Raw genomic sequence first — 15409 nt, forward strand, 5'->3', positions numbered from 1 at the left:
CCACGTGGGAATTGGTAGCGTAACCAAAAGCTCATCACCCACACCCCACATGGAGGAATCCCGCAATGGCACTTGGCGGCAACCCGATCTTCAACGGAAAGAGTTTCCGTGGAGCCACCCAGGCACCGCCTGTCCCGCAGGCTCCCTATGGCGCTCCTTACGGGCAGCAGCCGTATGGCCAGGCACCCTATGGCCAGCAGCCGTATGGCCAGGCACCCTACGGCCAGCAGGGCTGGGGCACGCAGCCCCAGAGCATGACCGACGACCAGCTGCGCCAGATGTACAGCCAGCCGTCCGCCGGCCCCGCAGACACCGGCCGGATGACGTTCGACGACGTCATCATGAAGACCGCTGCATGCCTCGGTGCCGTGCTGGTGGGCGCCGCCATCACCCTCACTGTGGGCCTGCCGCTGGCCTCCATGCTGATGATTGTCGGAGCCCTGGGCGGCTTCGTGCTGGCCCTGGTGAACACCTTCAAGAAGCAGCCCTCACCGGCGCTGATCCTTGCCTACGCGGCCCTCGAGGGCCTCTTCCTCGGCGGCCTGACCAGGATCCTTGACACCATGTACCCGGGTGTTGGCCTGCAGGCAGTAATCGGCACGCTCTCGGTGTTCGCCGTGACACTGGTCCTCTTCAAGAGCGGCAAGGTCCGGGCCACACCGAAGGCAATGCGGTTCTTCATGATCGCCATCATCGGATACGCCCTGTTCTCCTTGGTCAACATGGTGCTGGTCTGGACTGGCGCCGTACAGAGCCCGTTCGGCCTGCGCACCAGCGTCGAAATCTTCGGCATCCCGCTGGGTGTCTTCATCGGCCTGCTGGCCATCGGTCTTGCGGCCTTCTCGCTGATCATGGACTTCACCAGCATTGAGGCGGGCGTCCGCAGCGGCGCCCCGCAGCGCTTCTCCTGGACAGCGGCCTTCGGCCTGACCGTCACACTGGTCTGGCTGTATGTGGAGATCATCCGCCTGCTGGCCATCCTGCGCGGCGACGACTAGCTACTCCGGCAATTTCCGCCGTCGTACGTTAAGCAACCGTGGGCCCCACCAAACTGGTGGGGCCCACGGCCGTTAAAGCGCGTTGATGCGGCGGGGAACAGGCTTAGGCGATGCGCATGGCTCCGGCGGCGGGGGTGACGGTAAAGATGTCCGGGGCTGCAAAGCCGGCGGCCGAGAAAGCCTTCACGACGGCGTCACGCACCTTCTGCTCGGCGGCCACGGGGGTCAGGGCGATCGCCGCTCCGCCGAAGCCGCCGCCCGTCATGCGCGCGCCGATGGCGCCAGAGGCGCGGGCGGTGTCCACTGCCAGGTCCAGCTCCGGGCATGAGATTTCGAAGTCGTCGCGCATGGAGGCATGGCTGGCGTCCAGCAGGGGACCGATGGCGCCCGCGCCGGGGCCGCCCAGGAGCTCGACGGTTTGAAGCACCCGGTCGTTCTCCGTGACCACATGCCGCACGCGACGGAAGGTGACCTCGTCCAGCAGCCCGCTGGCTTCCTCGAGGTCCGCCACTTCCAGGTCCCGCAGGGCCTTCACCCCCATTACCTCCGCGCCCAGCTCGCAGGATGCGCGCCGCGAGGCGTAACCCCCGTCGGCGTGCGAGTGTGACACCTTGGTGTCGATCACCAAGAGCACCAGGCCGGCGGGTTCGGTCTCAAACGGGACCAGTCGCGCCGCCTGGTCCCGGCAGTCCAGGAAGACTGCGTGGCCCTTTGAACCGCGCAGGGACGCGGACTGGTCCATGATCCCCGTGGGCGCCCCGACGAAGTCGTTTTCCGCCCGCTGGGTGGCCAGCACCATGTCCTCGGCCTTGAGCCCGGCGCCCGTCAGGTCATTCAGCGCGGTGATGACGGCGCATTCGATGGCGTGCGACGACGACAGGCCGGCACCGAGCGGCACGTTTGAGTCAAGGAGCAGATCCAGTCCGGGCACGTCGATGCCACGTTTCCGGAGGGCCCACATCACGCCCAGGGGGTACTTGGTCCAGCCTTTGGCCGTTCCGGGCTGCAGCGACTCCAGCGATGTGGTGACCACGCCCTGGTCACCGTAGGTGGACAACAGCCTGACGCCGGCATCTTCCCGGACGCCGACGGCCACCCGGGCGGTGCGGTCGATGGCGAAGGGCAGGACGAAGCCTTCGTTGTAATCCGTATGTTCGCCGATGAGGTTCACCCGTCCCGGCGCCTGCCATACGCCGTCGGGAGCGCTGCCGAACTCCTGCTCAAAGCGGCCGCCCAGATCCTGCAGCGCGGCAGCTGCGGCCTGGTTGTCGGCTTGGTTATGGGTGGTCACGCGGAGGCTCCTTCCGGGGTGGCTGCCAGGGCGGCAGCAGGCGCAGACGACGGCGGGACGGCAACATTGCGCAGCCGTTCCGCGACGCTTTCGGGCGTGGTGTCATTGATGAATGCGCCCATGGCTGCCTCCGATCCGGCCAGGTACTTCAGCTTATCGGCTGCCCTGCGCGGGGAGGTCAGCTGCAGGTGGAGGTAGCCAGCGGGACGCAGGACCTCATCCAGCGGTGCCTGGTGCCAGGCGGAGATGTAGGGAGTGGGCGTGGGGTACAGGGCGTCGACCCGTTTGAGCAGGTCCAGGTAGACCTGGGCGAGCTCATCCTTTTCCTCCCCGCCCAGGGCGGCGAGGTCGGGGACCTGGCGGTGCGGGACCAGGTGGATCTCCAGCGGCCACCGGGCGGCGAAGGGCACGTAGGCGCTGAAATGTCTCCCTTCCACCACCATCCTGCTGCCGTCCTCCCGCTCAGCGCGCAGCAGTGAACCGGTCAGGGTATCCCTGCCGTCCTTTGCGTCGTAGTACCTCCGCGCCGCCGCACCCAGGACGCCGGCGCGCGGCGTGACATAGGGGTAGGCGTAGATCTGCCCGTGCGGGTGATGCAGCGTCACCCCGATGTCGGCGCCCCGGTTCTCGAACGGGAAGACCTGCTTGACGCCCGCCATGGCACTGAGTGCAGCGGTGCGCTGCGACCACGCTTCAACCACGGTCCGGGACCGTTCCTGGCTCAGCCCGCTGAAGGATCCGGTGTGGTCCGGGGTAAAGGACACCACCTCGCAGCGACCGTACGCCGGGCCTTTCGTTCCCCACGCGGCATCCTCCGGGACTGGTCCCAGAGCCGGCCCCAGGGAGGGGAACCGGTTCTCGAAGACCACCACGTCATAGTCTGCAGCAGGAATTTCGGAAGCATTTCCGGGTGTGGTGGGACAGATGGGGCACTGGTCTGCCGGCGGCAAGTGGGTGCGGGCCTGGCGGTGTGCGGCGATGGCCACCCATTCGTCCGTCAGCGCATCGAAGCGGACCTCGCCCGGTTCCCCACGCGGCGGCAGGCCGCGGTGGTCGGTGGTGAGGTGTCCGGCGCGGGAGGTGCCGGTGCCGGCGTCGTCAAAATAGATCAGTTCCCGGCCGTCGGAGAGTGTGGTGCTCGTAATCCCTGTCATGCAAAAAGTCTGGCACAAACGATCAAAAATGAATAGTTAACAACAAAAAGTAACAGGAAGGGGATGCGGGTACGGCGCCGCCCGTTGTACGGTAATCCCCATGACTGCCTCTTCCGAACAGGGAACTTCCGCCCCTGCATCCGCAAGGTCGTGCGCCACCGGCCGGCAACACGAACTTCGGCGGGGTGACGCCGTGGCCGTGGTCACCGAGCTTGCCGCCGGACTCCGCTCTTTCAGCAGGGGCGGCGTCCTGCTGACCGAAACCTACGGTGATGGCGAAATCTCTCCCGGCGGGGCGGGCATCACGCTGGCACCCTGGGCCAACAGGGTGGAGGACGGGCAGTGGTTCCTCGACGGCAGGAAGCAGCAACTGGACATCACCGAAGTGTCCCGCAACAACGCCAGCCATGGCCTGCTGCGAAACACCGGCTACGCGGCCGTGGAGGAATCCCCACATGCCGTGGCGCTGGAGGCAGTGGTCTTCCCGCAGCACGGGTACCCCTTCCTGGTGCGGCACCGGGTCGATTACCAGCTTTCGGAAGACCTGGGGCTGCGGGTCCGGCAGACCCTGGCCAACGACGGTGCGGCAGCCGCTCCCTTCGTCCTGGGCGCGCACCCCTACCTGCGGGTCGGTGACGCCCCGGTGGAGCAGCTGCAGCTGACCGTTGCCGCCGATACCCGGCTGGTGACCGATGACCGCTTGATTCCGCGTAGTTCGGCCCCGGTTGACGGGGATGTTGATTTCCGTTCGGGGCGGCACATCGCGGACCTGGCAGTGGACGTTGCCCTGACTGACCTCCGCTTTGAGGGCGGCGTGGCCCGGCACACCCTCTCAGCGGCGGACGGCAGTGCGGTGTCGCTTTGGCAGGATGAATCCTGCCGGTACGTCCACATCTACGTGAGCACGGTGTATCCCGGCCGGGCCCGGGCAGTGGCAGTGGAGCCAATGACAGGGCCGGCCAATGCCTTCAAATCCGGTGACGGCCTCCGGTGGCTACAGCCGGGGGAGTCCTTCAGTATGGAATGGGGAATCGACTACACACCGCGCGCGGCCCAGTAGTTTGCATTGGGCCACCGCTGGGGAAGTATTGGGATATGACGCCAAAAGAGGACGACGTTACCCTTGCCCGCCCAGTACCGGCCCCCGCGCCCGCACCGGCCGCGGCTGCGCCCCTGCGGGTCCTGACCGACCGTGAACTGGACAAGGACATACCGTACGGCATCCGCATTGCGGCCTCCTGGTCGTGGCGGCTGGGCCTGATCCTCCTGATGGTGGGAACGCTGGTGTGGCTGCTCAGCCACATCACCCTCCTGATCATCCCGGTCATGGTGGCTGCGCTTCTCGCCGGACTCCTCAGCCCGGTGACGGCATGGCTGAAACGTCGGGGGCTGCCCGCAGGCCTGGCCGTCGCCGTGACCGTCCTGGGGTTCGTCGGCGTCATTGCCGGTGCGCTGACCCTGGTGGGCAGGCAGCTTGTCGTAGGTTTCAGCGAGCTTTATTCCCAGGCACTCGAAGGCGTGCGGCAGGTCCAGGACTGGCTCTCGGCGGGACCGCTGCACCTCACTGCAACTCAGATCGACCAGTACATCAAGGAAGCCACCGACGCGCTGCAGAACAACAGCAGCAGCATCCTCAGCGGTGCCCTCTCTTTCGGCAGCACCGCCGGGCACTTTGCCGCCGGCATGCTGCTCTCGCTGTTCATCCTCATCTTCTTCCTCCTGGAAGGAGACCGCATCTGGGCATTCCTGGTGAGGATGCTGCCCCGCAAGGCCCGGGCCGCCACGTTCGGCGCAGGCCGCAAGGGTTGGGCATCCATGGTCAGCTACGCACGCATCCAGATGTTCGTCGCCGCAGTGGATGCCACCGGAATCGGCGTCGGGGCTGCCATCATTGGCGTCCCGCTCGCGCTTCCCCTGGGCGTGCTGGTCTTCCTTGGCTCGTTCATCCCGGTCGTCGGGGCCCTGGTGACCGGCGTCGTCGCAGTCCTCCTGGCACTGGTGGCCAACGGCCCCGTCAACGCCCTGATCATGCTGGCAATCGTCCTGCTGGTCCAGCAGCTTGAGGGCCACATCCTGCAGCCCCTGGTCATGGGCAAGGCAGTGTCGCTCCATCCGGTGGCAGTAATCCTCAGCGTGGCGGCAGGCTCCTACCTTGCCGGCATTCCCGGAGCGCTGTTCTCCGTACCCATCCTGGCCGTAGCAAACTCGGCCGTTCGCTACATTGCCGCAAGAACGTGGGAACATGAACAGGTGCCGGTTATTGCCGGGAGGCCCATCACGGCCGGAGCAGGCGGAGACAACACCATCGAGGACGTTGTGCCGCCGTCTGCATCCGACGCCGGGAGCGGTCCGGCGGCCGGCACTCCATCCCAACACCGTGATGCCCGCACCGCCTCTACGGAAGGCACCGGGGCAGAACCCAGAGGAGAGTAGTCCGTGAAGATCCTTGAAACCCTTCCCGTCACACTGGACGATGTCCTTGAGGCGCAGAAGCTGCTCGACGGGATCATTGCGCGCACCCCCGTTGAATCGTCGCGGGCCCTGGGGGGCATGGTGGGCGGCGACGTCTATTTCAAATGCGAAAACCTCCAGCGCGCCGGCTCGTTCAAGGTACGCGGTGCCTATGTCCGGATGGCACGGCTCTCGCCCGAAGAGAAAAAACGTGGCGTGGTGGCAGCCTCGGCAGGCAACCACGCACAGGGTGTTGCGGTTGCTGCCAAGAGCCTTGGCATCAAGGCCCGGATCTACATGCCGCTGGGCGTCGCACTGCCCAAGCTTGCCGCCACGCGCAGCCACGGTGCCGAAGTCATCCTGCACGGTCACAACGTGGACGAGGCGCTCGCCGAAGCCCAGCGGTACAGCGATGAAACCGGCATGGTCTTCGTCCATCCGTTCGACAACGTGGACGTCGTGGCCGGCCAGGGCACCGTGGGCCTGGAGATCCTGGAGCAGGTTCCGAACGTTGACACCGTCCTGATGGGCGTGGGCGGCGGGGGGCTCCTGGCGGGGGTCGCCGTCGCCATCAAGGCCCGTGCAAAGGAACTCGGCCGGGAGATCCGCATCATCGGCGTCCAGGCGGAGAACGCCGCCGCCTACCCGCCTTCGCTTGCCGCTGACGCACTGGTGCCGCTGAAGAGGGTCTCCACCATGGCGGACGGCATCGCCGTGGGACGGCCGGGACAGCTGCCTTTCAGCATCATCCGCGAGCTGGTTGACGATGTGGTCACCGTCAGTGAGGACTCCCTGGCCCGTGCGCTGATCTTCCTCCTGGAACGGGCCAAGATGGTAGTGGAACCGGCGGGCGCCGTGGGGGTGGCAGCGCTCATGGACGGCAAGATCGAGAACCCCGGAACCACGGTGGCGGTCCTCTCCGGCGGCAACATCGACCCGATGCTGATGCTCAAGGTCATCCAGCGCGGCCTCTCCGCCGCAGGGCGTTACATGACCGTACGGATGATGCTCGACGACCGCCCGGGCTCGCTGGCAACCATTGCCCGTATCATCGCCGAAAACGATGCCAACGTCACCGGCCTGGACCACACCAGGGTGGGCGGATCCATCAGCATGGGCGACGTCTCCATTACCGTAAACCTGGAGACCAAAGGCCACCAGCACGGTGAGCAGGTCCTCAGCGCACTCCGTGCCGAGGGTTTCCAGCCGATCGTTGTGCATTAGGAGCGGCCATGGCCGGACTGGGTAACGGACTGACGGGCAACGGGGGCGTCCCCGGCCGGCAGGCTATCGCGTCGCGCGCCAAGGGTGGCCTGCTGGTGCTGGGTGGCTTCGTGGCCCTGTTGTTCGCCATCGAAGTGGCCAACACGCTGATGATGGGCGCACTCACGCGGACCTTCGGTCTGCGGCCCAGGAGCGCCGACGGGCTGCTGGACATCTTCACCTTCCCGCTCCTGCACGCCAACCTGAACCACCTGCTCTCCAACAGCCTGCCCTTGGTCATCTTCGGCTTCCTGGTGTTCCTTTCCGGGCTGCGCGTCTTCCTCACCGCGCTGGCCTTCAGCTGGCTGGGCAGCGGTTTGACGGTGTGGCTGATCGGCACCGGTGTCACGGTGGGCGCGTCAGGCCTGGTCTTTGGACTCTTCGCGTTCCTCCTGGTGCGTGGATTCTTCAACCGCAGCTGGCGGCAGATCCTGCTCGCGGTGGTCCTCTTCATGGGTTACGGAAGCATTCTGCTGGGTGCCCTGCCGTTTGTGGCAGGCTACGTGAGCTGGCAGGCACACCTGGGCGGCGCCGCCGGCGGGATAATCGCGGCCCTGCTGCTTCGTCCACGCGTCCCTGCGCTTCGTCGCCAGTTCTGAGCGCAGGTCCTGCCGCGCAGCCCCCGCGGCACAGACAGAAAAGCGGCGGCCGTCCCCTGTGGGGACAGCCGCCGCATTCGCCGCGCAGGCTTCCTGCTTTTCCTGGCGCTAGCCGGCATAGGGCTTGGCGGAGAGGATCTCCACCTTGATGTCCTTGCCGTTGGGCGCAACGTAGCTGAGGGTCTCGCCCTCCTTGTGCCCCAGGATGGCCGCACCAAGGGGGGACTTTTCGCTGAAGACATCCAGGTCTGAGTCGCCCGCGATCTCGCGCGACCCCAGCAGGAAGGTCTCTTCATCCCCGGCGATCCTGGCAACCACGAGCATGCCCGGCTCCACGATGCCGTCATCGGCAGGCGCTTCACCCACATGGGCGTCCCGGAGCAGCGCCGTCAGCTGGCGGATGCGGGCTTCAATTTTGCCCTGCTCCTCCTTGGCTGCGTGGTAGCCCCCGTTTTCCTTGAGGTCCCCCTCTTGCCGCGCTGCTTCAATCTTCTGGACGATCTCCGCCCGGCCTGCGCCGGAAAGGTGGTCCAGCTCTGCCTTCAGGCGGTCAAAAGCTTCCTGGGTAAGCCAGGCTGCAGATGCGCTGTTGGTGGTAGACACGGACTTCTCCTCTAGTGGTCCTACATGCAAAAGACCCCGCCACGGTGGCCACTTGTGGAACAGTAACCAGCTCAGCGGGGTAAAGGTATCTCTCCATTGTAGTCAATCCCTTGGAGATAACCCAACAAGCAAGCGTCGCACATCACATCTCTTACGGCGCGGCGCCGGGAATCCAGCAGCTGTCCACCACGCCGGATACGGACGCCGACTCCGTGCGCAAGGTGACGCGCTGGGCGACTGTCCTGCCGCCGTCGGGCGTTCCATCCGCCGCTGATGGCGGAACGTCCACCACTTTCCAACCCACCACCGCAAACTTGGAGTCCAGGGCCTTCACGGCGCACTTGACGGGGTTGGCCGGTTCCCTGGTCACCTGGAAGTCCACTTCCGCGAGCGTGGCATCGGTGGTGCTGTAACCCACGTCCTTGAACGTCACGCCCGAAAGCGAGTTGGACGTGGTCACCCAGGCCAGGAACCCGATTCCCGCAACCAGAGCGACACCGACGGCCGCCCGGGCGGCCCTGGGGGAGAGCCGGCGCTTTTTAGCACCATACCGATTGGCTAGGCTAGTGTCTGCGGGCACGGATTGGGCCGGCTGGTCCGGGGAAGTCACCAGACCAGTTTAGTGCCCTTTCCCCGGGCTCTTTGCGGTGGCTCCAGCTGCCACCCGGGAATGCACCCGCGATAAACATCCGAAAGCTGCCACAAGCCGCGCAAGACGAATAAGGAGCCGTCCTTTCCATGACAGCGTCCAGCAACTCCCAGGTGCCGCTCCGGCTGCTCGCGGTCCACGCCCACCCGGATGACGAATCCAGCAAGGGCGCTGCGACCATGGCGATGTATGCGGCTGCCGGCGTTGACGTCCTGGTGGCAACGTGCACGGACGGCTCCCGGGGCGACATCCAGAACCCCGCCATGGAAGGCGTGCCACATCCCAAACGCGACATGGCCGGCGCCCGCAGGCTGGAGATGCAGCGGGCCGCTGCCATCCTGGGCATCCGCCAGCGGTGGCTTGGCTTCGTTGACTCCGGCCTCCCCGAAGGCGACCCGCTCCCGCCCCTGCCGGCAGGCTCCTTTGCCACCCTGCCCCTGCAGCAGGCCGCGGCGCCGCTGGTGCGCCTGGTACGGTCCTTCAAGCCCCACGTGATCCTCAGCTATGACGAGAACGGCGGTTACCCCCACCCGGACCACATCATGGCGCACCGGGTGGCCGTGGAAGCCTTCGACGCCGCGGGCGACCCGGACCGTTATCCGGAGGCAGGGGAAGCCTGGGAGCCAAGCAAGCTCTACTACGACCGCGCCTTCAGCCCCGAGCGGTTCCGCGCGCTGCACTTCGCGCTGGAAGAGGCAGGTCTACAGTCTCCGTATGCAGAGCGCCTGGCGGCCTGGCTGGAGTCCGACGCCGAGGGGCACACTCCGCCCCCTGCCGCCCATCCCACGACCACGCAGGTGGACTGCGGCGACTTCTTCGAGATGCGCGACGACGCCCTCCGTGCGCACCAGACGCAAGTGGACCCGCTGGGGTTCTTCTTCGCAGTCTCGCCGGACATGCAGCGGCGGGTCTGGCCCTGGGAAGACTATTCCCTGATCCACTCCCGGGTGCCGTCCGAACTCCCCGAGAAGGACCTGTTTGCAGGGCTAAGATAGACAGGCAGGCCATTTCTATCTTGCGTAGAAGACAGGCGCGGCGACAGGCCGTTCCTTCCGCATCCTGCTGCATCCGTTCCACCAGAAGGTATTAACCGTGCATTCTCTGCTCCTCAGCCTCGCCACTACGCCGAGCCCGCTGCCCACTCCGACGCTCCGGGACGGAATTTCCGAGGACCAGGTCACGCCGGGCCTCCTGGGGTTCATCATGACGGCCTTTTTCGTCGTGGCCACCGCCCTGCTCATTGTGGACATGGTGCGGCGAATCCGCAGGGTCCGCTACCGGGCGCAGGTGGAGGAAGAGCGCCTGGCGGCCGCTGCCGCCGCCGACATTGACGCCGCGGACGCCCAGGACGGGCTCGACGGCGGCACGCACCCGGCAGCGCCGGACGCCAAGGGAAACGGCCCGGCCGACGGCGTTTCGCGGCCCCGCGAGTAGGGGAATTCCGCGCGGGAACCGCCTTAGGCGAGGACCGCCAGGGCGATCGCGACGAAGTGTGCCGCGAAGGCAAACACGGTGAACGCATGGAACAGTTCGTGGAAGCCGAAGTGGTAGTAGCTGAAATTCGGCTTCTTCAACGCGTAAAAGACAGCGCCTGTGATGTAGAGGACGCCGCCCACGCAGATCAGCACGGCCGCGGGAATGCTGGCCTGGAAAAATTGCGGCAGGTAGAAGAGCGCGCCGCAGCCCAGTGCGATGTAGATGGGAACGTAGAGCCAGCGCGGAGCATCAGTCCACAGCAGCCGGAACAGCACACCAAGGATGGCACCGGACCAGATGACCCACAGGAGCACCACCGCCTGCTGGCGTTCCAGGAGCGTCCATGCCAATGGCGTGTAGGTGCCGGCGATCACCAGCATGATGTTGGTATGGTCCAGCCGCTTCAGGACCAACTTGACCCGCGGGGACCAGTTGCCGCGGTGGTAAACGGCGCTGACACCGAACAACAAAACGCCCGTGGCGGCGTAGACGGCAGACGTGATCCGACGGTCAACCGTGGGGGCGAGGACCACCAGGATAATCCCGGCAGCGAGTGCCAGCGGGGCCGTGACGGTGTGGATCCAACCGCGCCACTTGGGCTTGATCATCAGTAGTTCCGCCAGGCGGACCGCGGCGTCATCCACTGCGCTGGGCTCCGGATCCGAACCGGCGTTTCTGTCCTCCGGCCGGGGCGCCGGGGAAGCCTGCGAAGAGTCGCTGTTCATGGCACCAGAATAACTTACGGAGCAGTAAGTTACCGCTCGGTAACTTCTATGGCTGTCCGTCCACCGGTGCTGCCCGTCCCGGAGTGCCGCGGGCGGTAGCCTAGGATGTGGATGTACGTACGGCAGGAAAGTCAGGTGAGTGGACGCGTGGAGTTGCCCGGGTTCCTCTATGGCTATTACGAGCGCCGGCTGCTCAAGGACCTTCCGCGCGACCGCATTCCCCGCCACATCGGTGTCATGGTGGACGGCAACCGGCGGTGGGCCAAGCAGTTCAACGCCCCCACCGCCCAGGGCCACCAGGCCGGAGCGGACAAGATCCACGAATTCCTGGGCTGGTGCCAGGAGCTGGGCGTCAAAGTGGTGACGCTGTACATGCTCTCCACCGACAACATGAACCGCTCCAGTGAGGAACTGGACCTCCTGATGGGGATCATCGCCAACACCCTGGACCGGCTGGACGAAGACGCCAACATCTCCGTGCACGCCATGGGCGCCCCCGAACTGCTGCCGGACTACCTGGCCGAGCGGCTGAACAAACTCACCGCCAGGACACCTGTCCGGGAAAAGATCCATGTCAACGTGGCCGTGGGATACGGGGGCCGCCGGGAAATTGTCGACGCCGTCCGCGAACTCCTGCACGACGCAGTCGCCAAGGGCATGGACATCTCAAAGCTCGCCGATGACCTGTGCGTCGATGACATCTCGCGCTTCCTGTACACGCGCGGCCAGCCGGATCCGGACCTGGTCATCAGGACGTCCGGGGAGCAGCGCCTTTCCGGCTTCCTGATGTGGCAGAGCGCCTACAGCGAGTTCTACTTCTGCGAGGCGCTGTGGCCGGCGTTCCGCAAGGTGGACTTCCTCCGCGCCCTCCGCGATTATGCGGGCCGGCAGCGCCGTTTTGGCGCCTGAATCCTGCCGTTCATAACGAGTTCATACATACGCCAGAGAAATCGCCGACAAATGGTTGCGGAAATGACCTGCGGTGGATTTACGTTATATCCATCAGCAGGCAAAACCGCCGGCTGATCGGGGAGGCCAGTACATGGAGCGAAACATCGCACCGGTTGTATGGGAGGCCGGACCCGGCCTCGTGGCCGAGCCGCCTCACCAATAACAAATCCGGGCTGGCGCCCGGGGCTGGAGTCGATGTGGCTACTTCTGAACAACTGCCCGAGGTCCTGGCTGGACAGGGCGGAAAAGCTACCTCTCGCGCCATGCGAGCCACCTCTGTGACCGGCGCAGCAACTGATGCTGCGGCCGGTTTTGCTGTCTCCGGAAGGGAAGCCGACATCCACACCTTCGTCATCGACACCTCCGTCCTGCTCTCCGATCCCCGCGCACTCCTGCGGTTCGCCGAACATGAAGTTGTCGTCCCCGTCGTGGTCATCACCGAACTCGAAGCCAAGCGGCACGACCCGGAACTCGGTTACTTCGCCCGGAATGCCCTGCGGCTCCTGGACGACCTCCGGGTCAAGCACGGCGGCCTGAACCAGCCCCTTCCCATCGGCGACGAGGGCGGCACCCTCATGGTGGAACTGAACCACATCTCCGCGGAGGTCCTGCCGCTGGGGTTCCGCAGCGGCGATAACGACAGCCGCATCCTCGCCGTCGCCAAGAACCTGGCCAACGAGGGACGCAACGTCACGGTGGTCTCCAAGGACCTGCCCATGCGCGTCAAAGCCTCCGCCATGGGGCTCACGGCCGATGAATACCGCAACGAACTGGTCAAGGACTCCGGCTGGACGGGCGTCGCGGAAATCGACGCGGACGAACAGGAGATCGCCACCCTCTACGGCCACGAACCGGTCTTCATCCCCGCCGCCGCCGAACTGCCCGTCAACACCGGGCTGGTGCTGCTCTCCAACCGCGGCTCCGCCCTGGGCCGGGTGGGCGCCGACAAGCAGGTCCGCCTCGTCAAGGGTGACCGCGACGTGTTCGGCCTCCACGGCCGTTCGGCCGAGCAGCGGCTGGCCATCGACCTGCTGATGGATCCGTCGGTGGGCATCGTTTCCATGGGAGGCCGCGCCGGCACCGGAAAGTCGGCGCTGGCCCTGTGCGCGGGCCTTGAGGCCGTGCTGGAACGACGCGAACACCGTAAGGTGATCGTCTTCCGGCCCCTTTACGCAGTGGGCGGCCAGGAACTCGGCTACCTGCCGGGCTCGGAGTCCGAGAAAATGAACCCGTGGGCGCAGGCGGTCTTTGACACCCTCGGCGCCCTGGTCAGCCAGGAAGTGGTGGAAGAGGTCATGGACCGGGGCATGCTCGAGGTCATGCCCCTCACCCACATCCGCGGCCGTTCCCTCCACGACGCCTTCGTGATCGTCGACGAGGCCCAGTCCCTCGAAAAGAACGTCCTCCTCACCGTCATGAGCCGGATCGGCCAGAACTCCAAGATCGTGCTCACCCACGACGTCGCCCAGCGCGACAACCTCCGCGTGGGACGCCACGACGGAATTGCCGCCGTCGTCGAAACCCTGAAAGGACACCCGCTCTTCGGCCACGTCACCCTCACCCGCTCCGAAAGGTCCCCAATCGCGGCCCTTGTGACGGAACTGCTCGAAGGATAGCGGGGGTGCGTGGGGCACCCTTCCTCTGCGTGCTGGCTCGTTCCTCGCCTTTGACGCACGCTGCCGGAAGGCTGCCCCACGCCCGCAGCCACGGACGGGCACTCAACGCACGCTGAGGAACCTGGCTGCCGCCTCGTGGCCCTCTACCTTTAGCTGCCAGTCCGGGCGGTTGAGGGTTTCCGGGCTGAGGCGGACGTGCTGGAGTGTTTCGACATTGGTGCCCCAGGCCTTCCGGCTGGTGCCGTTCAGTTCGTAGCCGAGGGAACGGGATACGCCCAGGGACGCGCTGTTCCAGGCGGCGGCCTCGGATTCGGCGACTTGGGCGCCAAGCCGGTCAAAGGCCCACAGGACGACGGCGGCACGCATCTCCCTGCCCAGTCCCCGGCCTTGGACGGACTGCTTGAGCCAGGATCCGGTGGTGACGGTCTTCAGCACCGCAAAGTCCTTGGCACCCACGTCCTGGCACCCGATGAACTGCCCTTCGTGCCAGATTCCCAGGAGGAGCGTCCAGTCTTCGGGAGTGAACCCAGCGCGGCAGCGCCACTACCAGCGGGCCATGTTGGGGCCCAGTTCGTCGTCGGCCAGCTCTGTCCACGGCGTGCTGAACGGGTTCCTGGCGGCATCGTGGATTCCGCTGCGTGCGGCGTCCACCGCTGCCGGGATGTCCTGGTCAGTGATGGGCCGGAGCTCCAGCCGGGGCGTGGTCAGCCTCAGGTCGAAAAGGGGCCAGATGGAGCTCATCGTCGTCATCCGCGAAGCCTAGCCGACCAGCGCCGGCGCGGCGTGTCACGCTCAGGCGGGAATGTCCCAGCTGATGTGCCGGCGGACATCGGTGAGGTTCATGGACTCGGCCAGGAACAGATCGTCCAGCATGTACTCATCCACGGCGATGATCCGGATCCAGTGGCCATACCCTTCCGTCTCCGGCTCCAGCGACCGGCTGGATACGCAGACGCCGGTGCCCCTGTCCACGCGGAGGAGGGAACGGCCGGGGAGACACAGGGGAGTGGCAGGGTCGGCGGGGCGGTAGGCGGCGTTGGGGACCACCACCGCTTCAATGACGGGCCGGCCTTCGTGGTCGGCATACCCCACCTCCCGGATGTCCAGCGCATTGCTGCCCGGAAACTCGATGGGTACCGGAGCGTTTCCCGCGAGCTCCACGGGGTCCAGCGCAGCCGAGAAGCGGCCATTGCCAAAACCGGGTTCCCCGTAGGCGGCCTCGGGCCGACGGCGGACCAGGCCGCCGTCGTCGTACACAGGGGTGACCAGATGTGGAGGGAGGAGCCAGGACTTGCGGGTGGCACTGACATAGAACACATCGCGGGAATCGTTAATCCCCGTGGTGCTGTGCAGGACCATGCGTTCGGGGCTTTCCAGGCGAAGTGCGCCCGGACGGCGCAGCCAGGCACGGACGAAGGGGGCGCCGGGAGCGGGGGCTGACGCAAAAGCCTGGTCCCAGTACTCAAACCGCAGCGACTGCCACTTCCAGGGGGAGGACCGGCACAGGTTCCGGAACACTGCCGCCAGGTCTGCGGCGGCAGGAGGGTCCGGAACCGGGCTGCGCCGGGAGTCCCAGGTCGACATATCCACATTTTACGCGGGAGCGCTACGGGGGGAATGGGTGGATCCAGTA

At 66.1% G+C, this 15409-nt stretch carries 15 protein-coding genes and 1 pseudogene; 9 read left to right on the forward strand and 7 right to left on the reverse strand.

The window, feature by feature from the left end; all coding sequences use genetic code 11:
* Positions 1-65: 65 nt before the first annotated feature.
* A complete protein-coding gene (locus tag ACR65J_RS01210; RefSeq protein ID WP_440165349.1) occupies positions 66-998 on the forward strand; it encodes a Bax inhibitor-1/YccA family protein in 933 nt (310 codons plus the stop codon).
* A gap of 103 nt (positions 999-1101) precedes the next feature.
* Here the strand turns inward: ACR65J_RS01210 and galK are convergent, their stop codons facing one another.
* Together galK and galT are read right to left on the reverse strand one after the other, a co-directional pair.
* Positions 1102-2289 carry a galactokinase gene (galK, locus tag ACR65J_RS01215; protein WP_440165351.1) on the reverse strand — a complete coding sequence of 396 codons (1188 nt, stop codon included), beginning with the start codon at positions 2287-2289 and terminating at the stop codon, positions 1102-1104.
* Positions 2286-3443: a galactose-1-phosphate uridylyltransferase gene (gene galT, locus ACR65J_RS01220; RefSeq protein ID WP_440165353.1), complete on the reverse strand. Its 1158-nt coding sequence runs from the start codon at positions 3441-3443 to the stop codon at positions 2286-2288. The genes galK and galT overlap by 4 nt, the downstream gene beginning before the upstream one ends.
* A 100-nt stretch (positions 3444-3543) precedes the next feature.
* Between galT and ACR65J_RS01225 the strand changes: the two genes are divergently transcribed.
* The 4 genes from ACR65J_RS01225 to ACR65J_RS01240 are packed head-to-tail and all read left to right on the forward strand — an operon-like array spanning position 3544 to position 7756.
* Positions 3544-4503, forward strand: a complete 960-nt coding sequence (locus tag ACR65J_RS01225; protein ID WP_440165354.1) for an aldose 1-epimerase family protein — start codon at positions 3544-3546, stop codon at positions 4501-4503.
* Between the two features lie 35 nt (positions 4504-4538).
* Complete coding sequence (locus ACR65J_RS01230; RefSeq protein ID WP_440165356.1) at positions 4539-5876, forward strand: AI-2E family transporter; 1338 nt, start codon at positions 4539-4541, stop codon at positions 5874-5876.
* Between the two features lie 3 nt (positions 5877-5879).
* Positions 5880-7118, forward strand: coding sequence for a threonine ammonia-lyase (gene ilvA, locus ACR65J_RS01235; protein ID WP_440165359.1), 1239 nt, complete (start codon positions 5880-5882; stop codon positions 7116-7118).
* 8 nt (positions 7119-7126) lie between these two features.
* Positions 7127-7756: a rhomboid family intramembrane serine protease gene (locus tag ACR65J_RS01240; protein ID WP_440165361.1), complete on the forward strand. Its 630-nt coding sequence runs from the start codon at positions 7127-7129 to the stop codon at positions 7754-7756.
* A gap of 108 nt (positions 7757-7864) precedes the next feature.
* Here the strand turns inward: ACR65J_RS01240 and greA are convergent, their stop codons facing one another.
* Both greA and ACR65J_RS01250 read right to left on the reverse strand, forming a co-directional pair.
* On the reverse strand, positions 7865-8359 hold the full coding sequence (gene greA / locus ACR65J_RS01245; RefSeq protein WP_440165363.1) for a transcription elongation factor GreA: 495 nt from the start codon (positions 8357-8359) through the stop codon (positions 7865-7867).
* A gap of 151 nt (positions 8360-8510) precedes the next feature.
* Positions 8511-8969: a DUF4307 domain-containing protein gene (locus tag ACR65J_RS01250; protein ID WP_440165365.1), complete on the reverse strand. Its 459-nt coding sequence runs from the start codon at positions 8967-8969 to the stop codon at positions 8511-8513.
* Positions 8970-9097: 128 nt separating this feature from the next.
* On the opposite strand from ACR65J_RS01250, the gene mca reads away from it, so the two are divergent.
* Together mca and ACR65J_RS01260 are read left to right on the forward strand one after the other, a co-directional pair.
* Positions 9098-10003: a mycothiol conjugate amidase Mca gene (gene mca, locus ACR65J_RS01255; RefSeq protein ID WP_440165366.1), complete on the forward strand. Its 906-nt coding sequence runs from the start codon at positions 9098-9100 to the stop codon at positions 10001-10003.
* A 97-nt stretch (positions 10004-10100) separates the two neighbouring features.
* Positions 10101-10442: a hypothetical protein gene (locus ACR65J_RS01260; protein WP_440165368.1), complete on the forward strand. Its 342-nt coding sequence runs from the start codon at positions 10101-10103 to the stop codon at positions 10440-10442.
* 23 nt (positions 10443-10465) lie between these two features.
* Here the strand turns inward: ACR65J_RS01260 and trhA are convergent, their stop codons facing one another.
* Positions 10466-11209, reverse strand: coding sequence for a PAQR family membrane homeostasis protein TrhA (gene trhA / locus ACR65J_RS01265; protein ID WP_440165370.1), 744 nt, complete (start codon positions 11207-11209; stop codon positions 10466-10468).
* 147 nt (positions 11210-11356) lie between these two features.
* Here trhA and ACR65J_RS01270 point away from each other — a divergent pair, with 147 nt between their 5' ends.
* Positions 11357-12118, forward strand: a complete 762-nt coding sequence (locus tag ACR65J_RS01270) for an isoprenyl transferase (RefSeq protein ID WP_141161648.1) — start codon at positions 11357-11359, stop codon at positions 12116-12118.
* 239 nt (positions 12119-12357) lie between these two features.
* Positions 12358-13776, forward strand: coding sequence for an RNA 5'-3' helicase PhoH2 (gene phoH2 / locus ACR65J_RS01275; RefSeq protein WP_440165371.1), 1419 nt, complete (start codon positions 12358-12360; stop codon positions 13774-13776).
* A gap of 102 nt (positions 13777-13878) precedes the next feature.
* Here the strand turns inward: phoH2 and ACR65J_RS01280 are convergent.
* Positions 13879-14526: pseudogene (locus ACR65J_RS01280) on the reverse strand (GNAT family N-acetyltransferase).
* A 42-nt stretch (positions 14527-14568) separates the two neighbouring features.
* Positions 14569-15360 carry a hypothetical protein gene (locus ACR65J_RS01285; RefSeq protein WP_440165373.1) on the reverse strand — a complete coding sequence of 264 codons (792 nt, stop codon included), beginning with the start codon at positions 15358-15360 and terminating at the stop codon, positions 14569-14571.
* Positions 15361-15409: the final 49 nt, after the last annotated feature.

It is taken from the genome of Arthrobacter sp. SAFR-044 (assembly GCF_059414985.1).

Coding starts and splice junctions, on each gene's coding strand:
- mca (WP_440165366.1), top strand. CDS start 9,098: ATGACAGCGTCCAGCAACTCCCAGGTGCCGCTCCGGCTGCTCGCGGTC.
- ACR65J_RS01240 (WP_440165361.1), top strand. CDS start 7,127: ATGGCCGGACTGGGTAACGGACTGACGGGCAACGGGGGCGTCCCCGGC.
- ACR65J_RS01230 (WP_440165356.1), top strand. CDS start 4,539: ATGACGCCAAAAGAGGACGACGTTACCCTTGCCCGCCCAGTACCGGCC.
- ACR65J_RS01225 (WP_440165354.1), top strand. CDS start 3,544: ATGACTGCCTCTTCCGAACAGGGAACTTCCGCCCCTGCATCCGCAAGG.
- galT (WP_440165353.1), bottom strand. CDS start 3,443: ATGACAGGGATTACGAGCACCACACTCTCCGACGGCCGGGAACTGATC.
- ACR65J_RS01210 (WP_440165349.1), top strand. CDS start 66: ATGGCACTTGGCGGCAACCCGATCTTCAACGGAAAGAGTTTCCGTGGA.
- ACR65J_RS01285 (WP_440165373.1), bottom strand. CDS start 15,360: ATGTCGACCTGGGACTCCCGGCGCAGCCCGGTTCCGGACCCTCCTGCC.
- trhA (WP_440165370.1), bottom strand. CDS start 11,209: ATGAACAGCGACTCTTCGCAGGCTTCCCCGGCGCCCCGGCCGGAGGAC.